This window comes from Georgenia sp. AZ-5 (assembly GCF_043952095.1).
Classification (GTDB): Bacteria; Actinomycetota; Actinomycetes; order Actinomycetales; family Actinomycetaceae; genus Georgenia.
The window spans coordinates 3,803,158-3,819,267 of the sequence record NZ_JBINOU010000001.1 but is presented as its reverse complement, the minus strand read 5'-3'; the positions used below and the strand labels follow the sequence as shown (position 1 = coordinate 3,819,267).

Below are 16,110 nucleotides of genomic sequence, written 5' to 3'. Positions count from 1 at the left end.
CGCACGCAAACCTACGCTACCGTAGGTTCGGCGCCGCGCCACGCGCTGCAGACGCCCGAGCCGGACGGGCTCGAGGGTGCGCGCCGGGCGCGCGGTAACCTCCCCCTGCAGGTCGCGGAGGCGTCCGCCCCCTGCGCGCGGCGACGCCGTCGCCACGGCGCCCAGTCGTAGGTCTCGAGGGATAGATGCGTTCTCCGGAACTGCTGTACCAGCTCTACGAGCGACGCCTCGCGCGAGACCTCGACCGGGCGAACATCCCGCGCCACGTCGGCGTCATCCTGGACGGGAACCGGCGCTGGGCGCGTGAGCTCGGCGCGCCGGCCGCGCACGGGCACCGGCGCGGTGCCGACAAGATCACCGAGCTGCTTCACTGGTCGGAGGACGCCGGGGTCGACGTCGTCACCCTCTGGATGCTCTCGACGGACAACCTCGAGCGCGACCCCGCCGAGGTGGCCGAGCTGCTGGAGATCATCGCCGGGGCGGTCGACAAGCTGGCCGACGCCGGCCGGCGCCGGCTGCGCGTGGTGGGCTCCCTCGACCTGCTGCCCGACGACGTCGCCGAGCGCCTGCGGCGGGCCGAGGCCCGCACCGAGGGTCGCGGCGGCCTGCAGGTGAACGTCGCGATCGGCTACGGCGGCCGCCACGAGATCACCGACGCGGTGCGCTCCCTGCTGCGCGAGCGGGCCGCCGCCGGGCAGAGCATCGAGGAGGTCGCCGCCGAGATCGGCGTCGACGACATCACCGACCACCTGTACACCAAGGGCCAGCCCGATCCCGACCTGGTGATCCGGACCTCGGGCGAGCAGCGCCTGAGCGGGTTCCTGCTGTGGCAGTCGGTGCACACCGAGTACTACTTCTGCGAGGTGTACTGGCCGGACTTCCGGCGGGTGGACTTCCTGCGCGCGCTGCGCGCCTACGCCCAGCGCGAGCGCCGCCTCGGCCGGTGACCACGCGCCTCGCGGTGGGGCCCGGGCGTGCGCCGGGGAGGCCACCGGGGCCGCCGCCGGGGCGGCCGGGAGGGCGCGCGAGGGCGGCCGCCGTGTTACCGGCAGGTGAATTCTTCCGGACGCCAGCCTGCGCCGGCGTGTGTCGCGCGCGGCGACAGGGGTCACTCACGTAGTTTCGACGTGACGGACGGCACACCAGCCGTCCTCCGGGAGGTCAGCCCATGCAGCAGCCAGCTGCGGACGGGGAGGGGCCGCCGGTCCTTCCTGGGCCGGCCTGCCGCCCCCACCACCGCCTGGCCGGTCGCGCCCCGCGCGGTCGCCCGGCGCAGCTGAGCACGGCGCCACGGCGCCGGAGGGAGCGCTCGTGAGCAGCAAGCCCACCACCACCAGCGCCCAGCAGCACGCCGACCGGGAGGCCGTCCCGGCCGCGGCGACCACAGCATCCGGTGCCGCCGTCGCCGCCGAGCTCGGCGTGGCGGAGCCCGCGGGCACCGCGCTGCGCACATACGTGCTCGACACCTCCGTGCTGCTGTCGGACCCCAGGGCGGTCCTGCGCTTCGCCGAGCACGACGTCGTCCTGCCGGTCGTGGTCGTCACGGAGCTGGAGGCCAAGCGCCACCACCCCGAGCTCGGCTACTTCGCCCGCTCCGCGCTGCGGCTGCTCGACGACCTGCGGGTCAAGCACGGCCGGCTCGACGACGCCGTCCCGGTGGGCGACGACGGCGGCACCGTGCGCGTGGAGCTCAACCACTCCTCCGACCAGGTGCTGCCCTCCGGCCTGCGGCTGGGGGACAACGACACCCGCATCCTCTCCGTGGCCGCGAACCTCGCCGCCGAGGGCCACGAGGTCACCGTGGTGTCCAAGGACCTGCCGATGCGGGTCAAGGCCTCAGCGGTCGGGCTGCACGCGGAGGAGTACCGCGCGCTGCAGGTGGTCGACACCGGCTACGCCGGGATGACGACGGCGGAGCTCACCGAGTCCGAGATGGCCGCCCTGTGGACCGACGAGTCGCTGCCGCTGGCCGAGCTGGCCACCCCGGGCGCGCTCGAGGTGGAACCGGTGAACACCGGCGTCGTGCTGCACTCCCCGCGCGGCTCGGCGCTGGCCCGCCGCGGCGCCGACGCGGCGCTGCACCTGGTGCGCGGGGACCGGGAGGTCTTCGGGGTCCGCGGCCGCAGCGCCGAGCAGCGCATCGCGATCGACCACCTGACCAACCCGGGCATCGGCATCGTCTCGCTCGGCGGGCGGGCCGGCACCGGGAAGTCGGCGCTGGCGCTGTGCGCGGGCCTGGAGGCGGTGATGGAGCGGCGCGAGCACCGCAAGGTCGTCGTCTTCCGCCCGCTGTACGCCGTGGGCGGGCAGGAGCTGGGCTACCTGCCCGGCGACCAGGCGGAGAAGATGAACCCCTGGGCCGAGGCCGTGTTCGACACGCTCGGCGCCCTGGTGGCGCAGGAGGTGCTCGACGAGGTCATCGCGCGCGGGATGCTGGAGGTCCTGCCGCTGACCCACATCCGTGGCCGGTCGCTGCACGACGCGTTCGTCATCGTCGACGAGGCCCAGTCGCTCGAGCGCAACGTGCTGCTGACGGTCCTGTCCCGCATCGGGCAGAACTCCAAGGTGGTCCTCACCCACGACGTCGCCCAGCGCGACAACCTGCGGGTGGGCCGCCACGACGGCGTCGCCGCGGTGGTCGAGGCGCTCAAGGGCAAGGAGCTCTTCGCGCACGTGACGCTCACCCGCTCCGAGCGTTCCGCCGTCTCGGCGCTGGTCACCGAGCTGCTGGAGGGCGTGGAGATCTGACGGTGGCGGGCGCCCTCGGCGGGGAGGGCGCCCGCTCCGCAGGCCGTCGGGTCCCTACGGGCGACCGGTCAGCCGATGTCGCCGACCTGGTCCACGAGCCTCGCCGTGCCCTCGGCGAGGGTGTACTCCACGCCGACGACGGCGCAGCGGCCCTCGGCCACCGCGGCCGCGAGGGAGCGCGAGTAGCCGTGCAGCATCTGGACGGTGGCCCGCACGTGCTCGCGGCGCAGCGTGTCGTCGTCGGGCAGGCGCAGGGTCCGTGACGCGCGCTCCGCCGCCGCGCCGGCGGCGTCGCCGTCCCCGTCGGTGCCCAGCTGGGCACGGGTCAGCAGCGAGGGGATCACCCGGTCGGCCACCGCCCGGACGAACCCGGTGGGCATGCGGCCGGTCAGCAGCGCCTGGGTGGCGGCGCCGACCGCGCCGCAGCGGTCGTGGCCCAGCACGACGACGAGCGGCGCGCCCAGCACGTCGACCCCGTACTCGATGGACCCGATCACGGTGGTGTCCAGGACGTGCCCGGCCGTGCGGACCACGAAGAGGTCGCCGAGGCCCTGGTCGAAGATGATCTCGGCGGCCACCCGGGAGTCCGAGCAGCCGAAGAGCACGGCGTAGGGGTGCTGCTCCTGGGCCAGGGCGGCGCGCCGGTCGGCCCCCTGCGAGGGGTGCTCCATGGCGTCGGAGACGAACCGGGCGTTGCCCTCCTGGAGGCGGCGCCAGGCCTGGGCGGGGGTCAGGGAAGTACTCATGAGGCTATCTTCTCGCGCCGGCCGGGCTCTCCCGTACCGGCCGAGGACGACGGTCGTCGTTCGAGATGCGGACTCCGGGCTCGGGCGGTTTGCTGAGCCCGTCACCACATTTGGGAGGACTCGTGCGACGACGCCGAATCTTGGGGGCGAGCCTGGGGCTCGCGGTGGCCGCGTCCGTCTCCGCGTGCGCCGCGGAGGCGGGCCCGCCCACGCTGACGTGGTACATCAACCCCGACGCCGGGGGACAGGCACGACTGGCGCAGACGTGCACCGAGGAGGCGGACGGTGCCTACGTCATCGAGACCTCGCTGCTGCCGCGCGACGCCGCGGGGCAGCGCGAGCAGCTCGCCCGGCGCCTGGCGGCGAAGGACGCCTCGATCGACATCATGAGCCTGGACCCGCCGTTCGTGCCGGAGCTGGCGGTGCCGGGCTTCCTCGCGCCGGTGCCCGAGGACGTCGCGCGGAGCACGACAGAGGGCGTCGTGCAGGGCGCCGTCGACAGCGCCACGTGGGAGGGGGAGCTGGTCGCCATCCCGTTCTGGGCCAACACCCAGCTGCTGTGGTATCGCAAGTCCGTGGCGGAGGCGGCCGGGCTCGACATGACCCAGCCGGTGACGTGGCAGCAGCTCATCGACGCCGCCCAGAGCCAGGACAAGCTGCTCGCGGTGCAGGGCCAGCGCGGCGAGTCGCTGACCGTGTGGATCAACGCGCTGGTCGCCTCGGCGGGCGGGCAGATCCTCACCAACCCCGAGTCTCCGGCCGAGGACCTCGAACTGGGCCTGGCCTCCGACGCCGGGAGCCAGGCCGCCGCGGTGATCTCCGAGATCGCGGACACGGGCGTGGGCGGGCCCGGGCTGCCCACGGAGGACGAGCCGGCCTCGCTCACCCTCTTCCAAGGCGACCAGGGCTCCTTCATGGTCAACTGGCCGTTCGTGTACTCCTCCACGGTCACCGCCGTGGAGAGCGGCGCGGTGGACCAGGCCGTGCTGGACGACTTCGGCTGGACCGCGTACCCGGTGGTGGAGGGCGGTGAGCCGGCGCCGCCGGTCGGCGGGATCGCCCTCGGCGTCGGCGCCTTCAGCCGGCATGCGGACCTCGCCTACGAGGCCATCGAGTGCATCGTGCGCCCCGAGCACCAGGCCGAGTACATGGTCACCGACGGCAACCCGGCCGCCCACACCGAGGCGTACGAGGACCCCGAGGTGCAGGAGGCGTACCCGATGTACGCGGAGATCCGGGACTCCCTCGACCAGGCCGTCCCGCGCCCGCAGACGCCGTACTACAACGAGGTCTCCTCCGGTCTGCAGCAGACCTGGTACCCGCCCGACGAGGTGGAGCCGGAGACCACGCCCGAGCGGTCCGAGAACTTCATCACCAGCGTGCTGCGAGGGGAGAGCCTGCTGTGACCACTCAAGCAACCCCGCCGGTAGCCCCGGCCAGGGCGCCCGTGCCGACGAGGCAGCGAGCCAGACGCAGCGACCGGGCGCGGTCCGAGGCCCGGCTGGGCTGGTGGCTGGCCGGACCCGCGTTCGTCGTCATGCTCGCCGTCACGCTCTACCCGATCCTCCAGGCCGTGTACGACTCGCTCTTCCAGTACCGGCTCACCGATCCGGAGGGGCGCGAGTTCATCGGCCTGGGCAACTACGGCGTCGTGCTCAGCGACCCCATCTGGTGGCGGGACCTGCTGGTCACCGTCTTCATCACCGTCGTCACGGTGGTCATCGAGCTGGTCCTCGGCTTCGCGCTGGCGATGGTGATGCACCGGGCGATCAGGGGCCTGCGCGGTCCCATCCGCACCGCGATCCTGGTGCCCTACGGCATCATCACCGTGGTCTCGGCCTTCGCCTGGTTCTACGCGTTCGACATCACCTCGGGCTACGTCAACAACTGGTTCGACTGGGTGCCGGGGATCGACGAGAACCTCAACTGGTTCGCGCAGCAGGGCACCTCGCTGTTCGTGATCATCGCCTCCGAGGTGTGGAAGACGACGCCGTTCATCTCCCTGCTGCTCCTCGCGGGGCTGTCCCAGGTGCCCGGTGACATGGAGGAGGCGGCGAAGGTCGACGGGGCCACGAGCTGGCAGGTGCTGCGGCGGGTGATCATCCCGAACATGAAGGCCGCGATCATGGTGGCGGTGCTGTTCCGGGCGCTGGACGCGTTCCGCATCTTCGACAACGTCTACATCATGACCCGGGGCGCCAACAACACCGAGGTGCTCTCGCTGCTGGCCTACCGCCAGTCCATCGGCCGCCTGGAGATCGGGCTCGGCTCCGCGGTGTCGGTGCTGCTCTTCCTGTGCGTCATCCTCATCTCCTTCGCCGCCGTCAAGCTGTTCAAGGTCGACCTGTCGAGCACGAGGGGGCAGTGATGCGCGGACTGACCACCAAGCAGAAGGTCTGGTGGACCGTCATCGCGGTCCTGGTCTTCGTGTACGCGTTGTTCCCGGTGCTGTCGATCTTCATGACGTCGCTGAAGTCCACCAGCGACATCCGGTCGGGCACGTTCCTCCCGCCGCGGGTGTCCTTGGAGAACTACGAGCAGATCCTCAGCCCCACCGGCGCCGCACAGGACCTGTTCCTCCCCGCCCTGCGCAACTCGATCGGCATCTGCCTGATCGCTACGGCGATCGCGTCCTTGCTGGCCATGTTCGCCGCCTACGCCATCGCCCGGCTCGACTTCCGCGGCAAGAAGCTCATCCTGACCACCGCGCTCGCGGTGTCGATCTTCCCGGTCGTCTCGATCGTCACCCCGCTGTTCAACCTGTGGCGCAACATCGGGCTCTACGACACCTGGCCGGGCCTGATCATCCCCTACCTGTCCCTCACCCTGCCCATCTCAATCTGGACGCTCTCGGCGTTCTTCCGGCAGATCCCGTGGGAGCTGGAGCAGGCGGCGCAGGTGGACGGCGCGACGCCGTGGCAGGCGTTCCGCAAGGCCATCGTCCCCCTCGCCGCGCCCGGGGTGTTCACCACCGCCCTGATCGCGTTCTTCATCGCCTGGAACGACTTCGTCTACGGCATCGGGCTGACGTCGACCTCGGCCGCCCGGCCGGTGCCCGCCGCGCTGGCGTTCTTCACCGGCTCGTCGTACTTCGAGCTGCCCACGGGCGCCATCTCGGCCGCCTCGATCGTCGTCACCATCCCGGTCGTGGTGCTGGTCGTGCTGTTCCAGCGCCAGATCGTGGCCGGCCTGACCCAGGGGGCCGTCAAGGGCTGAGCGGCCCCGGCACCCAGAAGGAGGAGAGCCCCTCATGGCATCCATCACGATGGAACACATCGTCAAGCAGTACGGCGACGGGTTCCCGGCCGTCAACGACGTCTCCCTGGACATCGACGACGGCGAGTTCGTCATCCTCGTCGGCCCCTCCGGCTGCGGGAAGTCCACGCTCCTGCGGATGATCGTGGGCCTGGAGGACATCACCTCCGGCGAGCTGCGCATCGGCGAGGAGGTCGTCAACGACAAGGCCCCGCGCGACCGGGACCTGGCGATGGTGTTCCAGAACTACGCGCTGTACCCGCACCTGACCGTCTACGAGAACATCGCGTTCCCGCTGCGGCTGCAGAAGGGGCAGTTCTCCGCGGAGGAGATCGACCGGCGGGTGCGCCGCGCGTCGAAGCTCCTGGAGCTCGACGAGCACCTCGACCGCAAGCCGGCGAACCTCTCCGGCGGCCAGCGCCAGCGGGTCGCCATGGGCCGCGCGATCGTCCGGGAGGCCCGGGCGTTCCTCTTCGACGAGCCGCTGTCCAACCTCGACGCGAAGCTGCGCGGGCAGATGCGCACCGAGATCGCCAGGCTGCAGCGCAACCTCGGGATCACGACGGTCTACGTCACCCACGACCAGATCGAGGCCATGACGCTCGGCGACCGCGTGGCTGTGCTGCGGCGGGGCATCCTGCAGCAGGTGGCGAGCCCGCGCGGCCTGTACGAGCAGCCCGTGAACCTCTTCGTCGCGGGGTTCATCGGCTCCCCGCCGATGAACTTCCTGGCGGGCGAGGTGCGGGGCGGCACGCTCCACCTGCCGATCGCCGACGTCCCGCTCACGGACCGGATGCGCGCGGCCGTCGGCCACCGCGAGCTCGTCATCGTCGGCATCCGCCCCGACGACTTCGAGGACGCCGACGGCATGGCCGCCGACCGGAAGGCGCGGGGAGTGACGTTCCAGGCGAACGTGGACGTCACCGAGTGGCTCGGCGAGGTGCTCTACGCATACGTGCCGTACGAGGTGCACGAGCGCGTGCGCAAGCAGCTCGACGAGCTCGACCGCGAGCTGGAGGGCGAGGGCATGCGGTCCCAGCTCGTCATCGCGCTGGACTCCATGAGCCCCATCCGCGACGGCGACGTGGCCAACCTGTGGATCGACCCCGACAAGATCCACGTCTTCGATCCCGAGTCGGGCCTGAACCTCACCCGCGACGAGGCGAGGGCGGCGCAGATCGAGGAGGACGCGAAGAACCACCGGAAGCGGGCGCTGGAGCGCGCGCGCCGCCGCGCCAGCGAGCAGGAGGCGATGGCCGGCTGATGCCCCGCCGGCGGGCCGATGCCGTGCCGGCGACGAGGGCCCGCCAAACGTGAACGGCCCCGGCCGGCCGCCAGGACCTGGCGGCCGGCCGGGGCCGTCCCATGCGCGGGGCGACGGCGGCCCGGGCGCGGCCCGTGGCTCAGTCCGCCGTCAGCTCCGCCCTGGTGGGCGGGTTGGCGCCCTCGCGGGAGACGGTGATGCCGGCGATGTGCGAGGCATGCTCGAGCACGCGACGCAGGGTCGTGGCGTCGAGCTCGCGCAGCCGGTCGCGACGGTCGGCGCCCAGCAGCCCGGCGGCCCACAGCCCGTCGATGACGCCGGCGCTGAAGGAGTCCCCGGCGCCCACGGTGTCCAGCACGTCGACGGGCGTGGCCGGCACGGCGAGCTCGACGCCGCCCGCCGTCACGGCCCACGCGCCGTCCGCCGCCAGGGTGACGACGACGAGCGCCGGGCCCGTGGCGAGCCACCGCCGCGCGACCTCGAGCGGGTCCTGGCCGGGCGCGAGCCAGGCCAGGTCCTCGTCGGAGACCTTCACGACGTCGGCGCTGGCGACGAGCCGCTCCACGACCGGGCGGGTCCGGGCGGGCTCGCCCATGAGCGCCGGACGGATGTTGGGGTCGTAGCTGATCGTGGCGGTGCCGCGGTAGCGGGCGACGGTCTCGGCGACCGTGGCGGCGCCCGGCTCCAGCACCGCGGCGATGGACCCGGTGTGCACGACCAGCGGGTCGACCATCGGCTCGGGCACCGGCGGCGCCCACTCCAGGTCGAACTCGTAGGTGGCTCCGCCGGCGGCGTTCAGGCGGGCGCGGGCCACGGAGGTGTGCCCGGCCCGCGCGGAGGCGGCGGACAGCCGGACGTTCTCCAGCTCGAGGTGGGAGCGCAGCAGGGAGCCGTGGTCGTCCGCGCCGAACCAGCTCACCAGCTCCACCTCGCGGCCCAGGCGGGCGAGGCCGACGGCCACGTTGGCCGGCGAGCCGCCGGGGTGCTGGCTGGGCTGCTCGCTGGGGCGCTCGACGATGTCGATCAGCGCCTCGCCGATGACCAGCGCCGCGGTGTCGTCGTGCTCCCCGGGCAGGCGCTGCTGCCCGGGGCCGTACGCCGGCGTGGTCGTCGCAGGCGCTCCGGGGAGCAGCTCGGGGTCACCCTCGGGCCGGAACGGGTCGTGCTCGGCCGGGGCCTTGGCGGAGCGCTGCGTGACCTCGTCGGGGGCCCCGGAGGGCGCGTTGCCCGCGCCCGCCGCCGGCCGCGCCCCCGAGGGCTCCGGAGGGGTGTGCTCGTCGGTCATCGCACGGGCTCCTCGGGCACGCCGGCGGCGGCGTCCTCGAGGGCGGCCTCGCGCTCGGCGTCCGCGCCGGGCCGGGCGCCACCGCGCCCGCCCGCGGGGGTGGGCTCGCCGTCGCCGGTGCGGGCGCGAACGGCGTCCAGCCGCTCCCTGGCCCCGTCCAGCCACGCCTGGCAGCGGGCGGCGAGCGCCTCGCCGCGCTCCCACAGCGCGAGGGCGTCCTCCAGCGAGGTCGACCCCGCCTCCAGGCGGCGCACCACCTCGATCAGCTCGTCCCGGGCCTCCTCGTAGGAGAGCGTGGACACCTCCGGCTGCTCGGCCTCGTTCGACTCGCTCACCCGGCCAGTCTTTCAGAGGCTCCGGACATCCGCCTCGGGCTGCGGCCCGGCGGCGCGCTGCCCCTCCGCGGCGGACACGACGTCGACCTCCAGGCGGCCGGTGGCGAGCAGCGCCTGGAGACGCTCCCCGGCGGTGACGTCGGTGGCGGCGCGGACCACCCGGCCCTCGCCGGTGCGCAGCACGGAGTAGCCGCGGGCGAGGGTGGCCAGCGGGGAGAGGGCGCGCAGGTGCGCATGGGCGGCGCGCAGCTCGCCGGCGGCCCGGTCGGCGCGCCAGCCGAAGGCGCGGCGGGCCGCCGTGCGCAGCCGGATCACCTCCTCCTCGCGGGCCGTGACCAGCGCGTGGGGTTCGGCGATCACCGGGCGGGAGCGCAGGTGGTCCAGGCCGCGCTGCTCGGCGGCGAGGCGGCCGGTGACGGCCAGGCGCATGCGCTGCCGCGCGTGGTCGAGCCGGCGCCGCTCCTCGGCGACGTCCGGCACGATCCGCTTGGCGGCGTCGGTGGGCGTCGAGGCGCGGTAGTCGGCCACGAGGTCCAGCAGCGGGCTGTCGGTCTCGTGCCCGATCGCGGAGACGAGCGGGGTGCGGCACGCCGCGGCCGCCCGCACGAGCGCCTCGTTGGAGAACGGGAGCAGGTCCTCGACGGCGCCGCCGCCGCGGGCCACCACGATCACCTCGACGGCGGGGTCCGCGTCCAGCTCGCGCAGCGCGCCCAGCACCTCCGGGACGGCGTGCGCACCCTGCACCGCGACCTCACGGATCTCGAAGCGGAGCGCCGGCCAGCGCGCGTGGGCGTTGACCACGACGTCGTGCTCGGCCTTGGACTCCCGGCCGCAGATCAGACCCACGCAGGCGGGCAGGAAGGGCAGCGACAGCTTGCGCTCGGCGGCGAAGAGGCCCTCGGCGGCGAGCACGCGCTTGAGCTGCTCGATGCGGGCCAGCAGCTCGCCCACCCCCACGGGCCGCAGCTGGTCGGCCTGGAGCTGCAGGGACCCGCGCTTCGGCCAGAACGTCGGCCTGGCGTGGACGACGACGTGGGCGCCCTCCTCCAGCGGGGCGGACATGGCGCTGAGCACGCGGGCCTGCACCGCGACCGGCAGCGACATGTCGACGTCGGTGTCCCGCAGCGTGAGGAAGGCCATCCCGGCGCCGTTGCGCCGGTTGAGCTGGACGATCTGCCCCTCGACCCACAGCGGCGACATGCGGGCGATGTAGTCGTTGATCTTGGAGGAGAGCAGCCGGACCGGCCAGGGGTTCTCGGCTGTGGTCTCCAGGGCCCGGGCGGCCAGCCGCCGCGGGGGAGGGGTGTGGTGATCGCTGGTCACGGGTCCCACCCTCTCACCGCCCGCCGACGGTCGTGGGCGGCGCCGCACGGGCCGGCACGTCAAGGGCTCTTGACCCCCGGCCGAGCAGGCGACGACGCCGACCCCGCCGTCGCGACAGGCGGCACCGTGCGCTGGGCTCAGCGGCCGGGTGCCAGCACCGACAGAGCCCCGGGGTCGCAGTCCCGAAGCAGCGCCTGGCACCGCTCAGCCTCGTCCGTCTCGCCGATCGCCGCGGCGGCGTCGGCCAGCGCGAGCACGGCGAGCAGGAAGCCCTGGTTCGGCGGATGGCCCGCGGGGACGGGGCCCTGCCCGCGCCATCCGGCCCGGCGCAGGGCGTCGAGACCGCGGTGGTAGCCGGTGCGGGCGAACGCGTAGGCGGTGACGGCGTCGCCCAGGTCCAGCGCGGCGCGGGCGAGGGTGGCCCACGCCAGGCTGGAGGCGGGCAGCCTCGCGGCGACGGCCCGCGCGCCCTCGCCGGCGCCCAGCGCCGCCCGCGCCGCCACGTCGGGATGGTCCTCGGGTAGCAGGACCGGGGGCGGGCCCGCCAGCAGGTTCACGGGGCGGGCGCCCGCCCCGGGAGCCGGCTCGGCGGGCCGCGCGGCGGGCGTGGCGGCGCTGGTACCGCTGGTGACCGGGAGGTCGGCCGTCGCCGTCCCCGTGGGCGCGGCGGCTCCGGCGGTCGACGTGGCGTCGGCAGCTCCGGCGGGGCCGGTCCCGGCGCCCGTGCCCGTGACACCGGCCGACGCCGGCGCCGGCGTGGCGATCGCCGCGGCGGCGGCCCCCTCGTCCACGACCCCCTCCTCGACGAGCCACTCGAGCGCCCGGCGCCGCATGCGGTCGGCGTAGAACCGGCGCCACAGCTCGCTCAGCTCCGGCGCCTCGCGCAGCGCGTCCATGAAGCGGCCGGCGGCGCCCGCACCGCGGATCGCGTCTGCCAGCGGGGCGCGGGCGCTCTCGTCCTCCACGCCGCCGACGAAGTCCTCGATGTCGCGGTACGCCTGCGAGGAACCGATGGAGTGCACCTCGATCCACCCGCGCTCCTGGAGCTCGCCCCGCTCCTCCTCGGACAGGCGGAGCTCGAGGCCGCCCGTGGACGGGTCGAACCACCAGATGGAGTCCCAGGCGGTGTCCGCCAGGGCCTCGGCGAGCGCGTCGAGGTCGACGTCCTCAAGCTCCAGCATCTGCCACCTCTTCCGTCACAGTCGTCCCGCAGAGCCTAGGGGCCGGGCAGAGACGCACGCCACGGTGGTACCCAACCGCAGAGAATGGCCCGAATTTCGGCCCGCACGTACTCTGGACGGGTGACTTCCGCCGAAGCCCTCGCCGCCCCCGCCGTGCTGCAGACCTCCTCGCTGGCCGGCGCCTCGGCGTTCCCGGCCGAGATCGAGAGCGTCCCGGCGCCGGACGGCAAGCGGATCCTGCTCGCCGCGCCGCGGGGCTACTGCGCGGGTGTCGACCGCGCCGTGGACGCCGTGGAGAAGGCGCTGGAGCTGTACGGGGCGCCGGTGTACGTGCGCAAGGAGATCGTGCACAACAAGTTCGTCGTCGAGACGCTGAGCCGGCGCGGCGCCGTCTTCGTCAACGACACCGACGAGGTGCCCGAGGGTGCGCGCGTCGTCTTCTCGGCCCACGGCGTCTCCCCGGCCGTCAAGGCCGCTGCCGCCGCGCGGCACCTGGCCACGATCGACGCGACCTGCCCGCTGGTGACCAAGGTCCACAAGGAGGCCGTCCGCTTCGCGACCAGCGACTACGACATCCTGCTCATCGGCCACGACGGTCACGAGGAGGTCGAGGGCACCCAGGGCGAGGCGCCGGAGCACATCCAGGTCGTCAACGGCCCCCACGAGGTCGACAAGGTCGAGGTGCGCGACCCGGAGAAGGTCATCTGGATCTCCCAGACCACGCTGTCCGTGGACGAGACCATGGAGACGGTCAACCTCCTGCGCCAGCGGTTCCCGCACCTGCAGGACCCGCCCAGCGACGACATCTGCTACGCCACGCAGAACCGGCAGGTGGCGGTGAAGAAGCTCGCGCCCGACGCGGACGTCGTCATCGTCGTCGGCTCCGCCAACTCGTCTAACTCCGTGCGCCTGGTCGAGGTGGCCCGTGAGTCGGGCGCCGGCGCGGCATACAGGGTCGACCGGGCCGAGGAGATCGATCCCGCCTGGCTCGAGGGCGCGACGACGGTGGGCCTGACGTCGGGCGCGTCCGTGCCGGAGATCCTCGTGCGGGACGTGGTCGAGCGGCTCAGGGCCCTCGGCTACACCGGCGTGGAGCAGGTCCGCACGGCCACCGAGGACATCATGTTCTCCCTGCCGAAGAACCTCCGGGCCGACCTCAAGGCCGCCGGCGAGCGACCCGACCGGCCGCACCGTGCCCGCCGGGAGCGCGCCGCCACCGCCCCGGAGGCCTGAGCCGCCGCCTCTGCGGCGCCGAGCTCACCGCGCCCGGGCGGTCAGGCCGACCGCTCGTCCAGCGCGACCAGCTCGGGCGCGGTGAAGGTCCGCACCTGGGCGTCGTCGTTGCCCACCGGCTCGACCTCGAGGTCCTTGCCAGCGAGGGACTCGAAGTCCCGCGCCGTGACGAGCAGGCGCTGCTCCATCGACGCGACCGTCTTGTTGTAGTGCTGCACGCTCGAGCGCAGCGAGCGGCCCAGCGCCGAGAGGTGCCCGGCCACCACGCCCAGTCGCTCGTACAGCGTGCGCCCGAGCTCGAGCAGCTCGCGCGCCTCGGCGGTGACCTGCTCGGCGGACCAGATGGACGCGGTCGTGCGCAGCAGGGCCAGCAGCGACGCCGGCGACGTGGGCGCCACGCCCTGCCGCAGCGCGTGCTCGAGCAGCGTCGGGTCCGCCTCCAGGGCGCTGGCGAGCAGCCCCTCGGAGGGCACGAACATGATCACCAGCTCGGGGGAGCCGGGCAGCTGCTCGTGGTAGCGGCGCTTGGCGAGCGCGTCGACGTGGGCCCGCAGGGCCCGCGCGTGTGCGGCGAGCAGCCGCTCGCGCCGCTCCGCCTCCTCGCCGGTGGCGCGGTCGCCGAGGGCGCTGGCCTCGAGGTAGGCGTCCATGGGGACCTTGGCGTCCACCGCCAGGTACTTCTCGCCCGGCAGGTGCACCACCACGTCGGGCCGGCCCGCGGCCTCCCGCCGGGTGCCCGGGGCGCCGGCCGCCCCCAGCGACCGCTGCTCGACGAAGTCGACGTGACGCATCATCCCCGACGCCTCCAGCACCCGGCGCAGCTCGACCTCGCCCCACTGGCCACGCGCGGAGGTGGACCGCAGCGCGGAGGAGAGCTCCGCCGTCGTGCGCTGCAGCTCGACGTCCGAGCGCCGCGCGTGGTGGAGCTGCTCGGTCAGCACGGTGTACTGCTCGGTCCGCTCCCGCTCGAGCAGGGCGACGTGCTCGCCCACCTGGTTGAGCGTGGCCTGGACCGGCGCCAGGGCGCGCAGCACGTCGTTGTCCCGCCGGGCGCGCTCCTGCAGCTCCTCCACCTCCTCGGCGAGCCGCTCGGCGCGGGCCTGCGCGGCGGCGGCGCGTGCGCGCAGGTCGCCGAGCTCGCCGGCGGCCGACGCCTGCTGCATCCCGCGGCGGGCCGCGGCGACGGCGAACCCGGTCACCGCGCCCACGACCATCCCGAACAGCACGAGCAGCACCGACGTCATCTCCATGCGTGCACCATCGCACCGCGCACCCACATCCCAGCGCGGGGCGTCCGGTGTGGCGCGATCGGCAGGCCCGGGCCGGGGGCGGCGACCGCGGGCAACGTAGACTCGGCCCACGTGGCCCTCACCATCGGAATCGCCGGACTGCCCAACGTCGGCAAGTCCACCCTCTTCAACGCCCTGACCCGCGCGACGGTGCTCGCGGCGAACTACCCCTTCGCGACGATCGAGCCCAACATCGGCGTGGTGCCGCTGCCGGACCCGCGCCTGCAGAAGCTCGCCGAGCTGTTCCGCTCCGAGCGGGTCGTCCCGGCCACCGTCTCCTTCGTCGACATCGCCGGGATCGTCAAGGGCGCCTCGGAGGGGGAGGGGCTGGGCAACCAGTTCCTCGCCAACATCCGCGAGGCCGACGCGATCTGCCAGGTCACCCGCGCCTTCCACGATCCCGACGTCGTGCACGTGGAGGGCAAGGTCGACCCCCAGGACGACATCGAGACCGTCGCCACCGAGCTGGTCCTGGCCGACCTGCAGACCCTGGAGAAGGCCATCCCGCGCCTGGAGAAGGAGGTCCGGGGCCGGAAGACCGACGCCGAGGTGCTCGAGACCGCCAAGGGCGCGATGAAGCTTCTCGAGGAGGGCACGCTCGTCTCGGCCGGTGCGGAGCAGGCGGGCCTGGACCCCGACGTCCTGGCGACCTTCCAGCTGATGACCACCAAGCCGTTCATCTACGTCTTCAACACCGACGACGCCGGGCTGGAAGACGAGAAGATGCAGGCCGAGCTGCGCGAGCTGGTCGCGCCGGCGGAGGCCATCTTCCTGGACGCGAAGTTCGAGGCGGAGCTCGTCGAGCTCGAGCCCGACGAGGCGGCGGAGATGCTCGCCGAGACCGGCCAGGACGAGGCCGGGCTGGACAAGCTGGCGCGCGTGGGCTTCAAGACCCTGGGGCTGCAGACCTACCTGACGGCGGGGCCGAAGGAGGCCCGCGCGTGGACCATCCACCAGGGCTGGACCGCGCCGCAGGCCGCGGGCGTGATCCACACCGACTTCGAGCGCGGGTTCATCAAGGCGGAGGTCATCTCCTTCGACGACCTCGTGGAGCTCGGCTCGGTCGCCGAGGCGCGCGCGCACGGCAAGGTCCGCATGGAGGGCAAGGACTACGTCATGCAGGACGGCGACGTGGTGGAGTTCCGCTTCAACGTCTGAATCGGTGTGTTTGTGCAGGTCAGAGGCGTGCTAGCGACTCTCAGTCCGCACACAGTCCGCAAGAATCTCAAGCAGGATGAGCTCGAACGGGCTGTTCAGGGCCATTCCCACCGCTCGGGGCTATCGGTAGGCATGTCTGCGCCGTGACCCTTCGGCAGCTGGCAAGGCGCAGGTCCTGCGTGCTCGACGCGCCGCACAAATGGACCGCTTCACGCTGACCCGACGCGCTCGACCACTTACGCGAGATCACGAAGACTGCTCGATCGTCGGTCGTGACCAGTACACGGTGGATG

General features: G+C 73.4%; 14 protein-coding genes. 8 read left to right on the top strand and 6 right to left on the bottom strand.

What is annotated here, in order from left to right:
• Positions 1–185 precede the first annotated feature (185 nt).
• Together ACF0H8_RS17700 and ACF0H8_RS17695 are read left to right on the top strand one after the other, a co-directional pair.
• Entirely contained in the window at positions 186–947 is a 762-nt protein-coding gene (locus ACF0H8_RS17700; RefSeq protein ID WP_395290193.1) for an isoprenyl transferase, read from the top strand.
• Positions 948–1,419: 472 nt separating this feature from the next.
• Positions 1,420–2,748 carry a PhoH family protein gene (locus tag ACF0H8_RS17695; protein WP_395290923.1) on the top strand — a complete coding sequence of 443 codons (1,329 nt, stop codon included), beginning with the start codon at positions 1,420–1,422 and terminating at the stop codon, positions 2,746–2,748.
• Between the two features lie 68 nt (positions 2,749–2,816).
• Here the strand turns inward: ACF0H8_RS17695 and ACF0H8_RS17690 are convergent, their stop codons facing one another.
• Complete coding sequence (locus tag ACF0H8_RS17690; RefSeq protein ID WP_395290192.1) at positions 2,817–3,494, bottom strand: carbonic anhydrase; 678 nt, start codon at positions 3,492–3,494, stop codon at positions 2,817–2,819.
• 65 nt (positions 3,495–3,559) lie between these two features.
• Between ACF0H8_RS17690 and ACF0H8_RS17685 the strand changes: the two genes are divergently transcribed.
• From ACF0H8_RS17685 to ACF0H8_RS17670, 4 genes are read left to right on the top strand one after another with little or no spacing between them, the layout of a single operon-like run.
• The gene (locus tag ACF0H8_RS17685; protein WP_395290191.1) at positions 3,560–4,900 is read left to right on the top strand and encodes an extracellular solute-binding protein; all 1,341 of its coding nucleotides are present in this window, start codon (positions 3,560–3,562) and stop codon (positions 4,898–4,900) included.
• A 41-nt stretch (positions 4,901–4,941) separates the two neighbouring features.
• A complete protein-coding gene (locus ACF0H8_RS17680; RefSeq protein WP_395290922.1) occupies positions 4,942–5,862 on the top strand; it encodes a carbohydrate ABC transporter permease in 921 nt (306 codons plus the stop codon).
• The gene (locus ACF0H8_RS17675) at positions 5,862–6,710 is read left to right on the top strand and encodes a carbohydrate ABC transporter permease (protein WP_395290190.1); all 849 of its coding nucleotides are present in this window, start codon (positions 5,862–5,864) and stop codon (positions 6,708–6,710) included. The genes ACF0H8_RS17680 and ACF0H8_RS17675 overlap by 1 nt, the downstream gene beginning before the upstream one ends.
• A 34-nt stretch (positions 6,711–6,744) precedes the next feature.
• Positions 6,745–8,013, top strand: coding sequence for an ABC transporter ATP-binding protein (locus ACF0H8_RS17670; protein ID WP_395290189.1), 1,269 nt, complete (start codon positions 6,745–6,747; stop codon positions 8,011–8,013).
• A gap of 139 nt (positions 8,014–8,152) precedes the next feature.
• Here the strand turns inward: ACF0H8_RS17670 and ACF0H8_RS17665 are convergent, their stop codons facing one another.
• The 4 genes from ACF0H8_RS17665 to ACF0H8_RS17650 all read right to left on the bottom strand — a co-directional run bounded on the left by ACF0H8_RS17665 (position 8,153) and on the right by ACF0H8_RS17650 (position 12,137).
• Positions 8,153–9,298, bottom strand: coding sequence for a carbohydrate kinase (locus ACF0H8_RS17665; protein WP_395290188.1), 1,146 nt, complete (start codon positions 9,296–9,298; stop codon positions 8,153–8,155).
• On the bottom strand, positions 9,295–9,633 hold the full coding sequence (locus ACF0H8_RS17660; RefSeq protein ID WP_395290187.1) for an exodeoxyribonuclease VII small subunit: 339 nt from the start codon (positions 9,631–9,633) through the stop codon (positions 9,295–9,297). The genes ACF0H8_RS17665 and ACF0H8_RS17660 overlap by 4 nt, the downstream gene beginning before the upstream one ends.
• A 12-nt stretch (positions 9,634–9,645) precedes the next feature.
• On the bottom strand, positions 9,646–10,956 hold the full coding sequence (gene xseA, locus ACF0H8_RS17655) for an exodeoxyribonuclease VII large subunit (protein WP_395290186.1): 1,311 nt from the start codon (positions 10,954–10,956) through the stop codon (positions 9,646–9,648).
• A gap of 137 nt (positions 10,957–11,093) precedes the next feature.
• Positions 11,094–12,137 carry a UPF0158 family protein gene (locus tag ACF0H8_RS17650; protein WP_395290185.1) on the bottom strand — a complete coding sequence of 348 codons (1,044 nt, stop codon included), beginning with the start codon at positions 12,135–12,137 and terminating at the stop codon, positions 11,094–11,096.
• Between the two features lie 201 nt (positions 12,138–12,338).
• Between ACF0H8_RS17650 and ACF0H8_RS17645 the strand changes: the two genes are divergently transcribed.
• Entirely contained in the window at positions 12,339–13,370 is a 1,032-nt protein-coding gene (locus ACF0H8_RS17645; RefSeq protein ID WP_395290921.1) for a 4-hydroxy-3-methylbut-2-enyl diphosphate reductase, read from the top strand.
• Positions 13,371–13,411: 41 nt separating this feature from the next.
• On the opposite strand, the gene ACF0H8_RS17640 is transcribed toward ACF0H8_RS17645, so the two are convergent.
• Positions 13,412–14,620 (bottom strand): DNA recombination protein RmuC, encoded by a 1,209-nt coding sequence (locus tag ACF0H8_RS17640; protein ID WP_395290184.1) that lies wholly within the window; start codon positions 14,618–14,620, stop codon positions 13,412–13,414.
• Positions 14,621–14,731: 111 nt separating this feature from the next.
• Between ACF0H8_RS17640 and ychF the strand changes: the two genes are divergently transcribed.
• Positions 14,732–15,817, top strand: coding sequence for a redox-regulated ATPase YchF (gene ychF / locus ACF0H8_RS17635; RefSeq protein WP_395290183.1), 1,086 nt, complete (start codon positions 14,732–14,734; stop codon positions 15,815–15,817).
• Positions 15,818–16,110: the final 293 nt, after the last annotated feature.

Coding starts and splice junctions, on each gene's coding strand:
- ACF0H8_RS17700 (WP_395290193.1), top strand. CDS start 186: ATGCGTTCTCCGGAACTGCTGTACCAGCTCTACGAGCGACGCCTCGCG.
- ACF0H8_RS17650 (WP_395290185.1), bottom strand. CDS start 12,137: ATGCTGGAGCTTGAGGACGTCGACCTCGACGCGCTCGCCGAGGCCCTG.
- ACF0H8_RS17665 (WP_395290188.1), bottom strand. CDS start 9,298: ATGACCGACGAGCACACCCCTCCGGAGCCCTCGGGGGCGCGGCCGGCG.
- ACF0H8_RS17690 (WP_395290192.1), bottom strand. CDS start 3,494: ATGAGTACTTCCCTGACCCCCGCCCAGGCCTGGCGCCGCCTCCAGGAG.
- ACF0H8_RS17640 (WP_395290184.1), bottom strand. CDS start 14,620: ATGGAGATGACGTCGGTGCTGCTCGTGCTGTTCGGGATGGTCGTGGGC.
- ACF0H8_RS17670 (WP_395290189.1), top strand. CDS start 6,745: ATGGCATCCATCACGATGGAACACATCGTCAAGCAGTACGGCGACGGG.
- ACF0H8_RS17675 (WP_395290190.1), top strand. CDS start 5,862: ATGCGCGGACTGACCACCAAGCAGAAGGTCTGGTGGACCGTCATCGCG.
- ACF0H8_RS17685 (WP_395290191.1), top strand. CDS start 3,560: ATGCGGACTCCGGGCTCGGGCGGTTTGCTGAGCCCGTCACCACATTTG.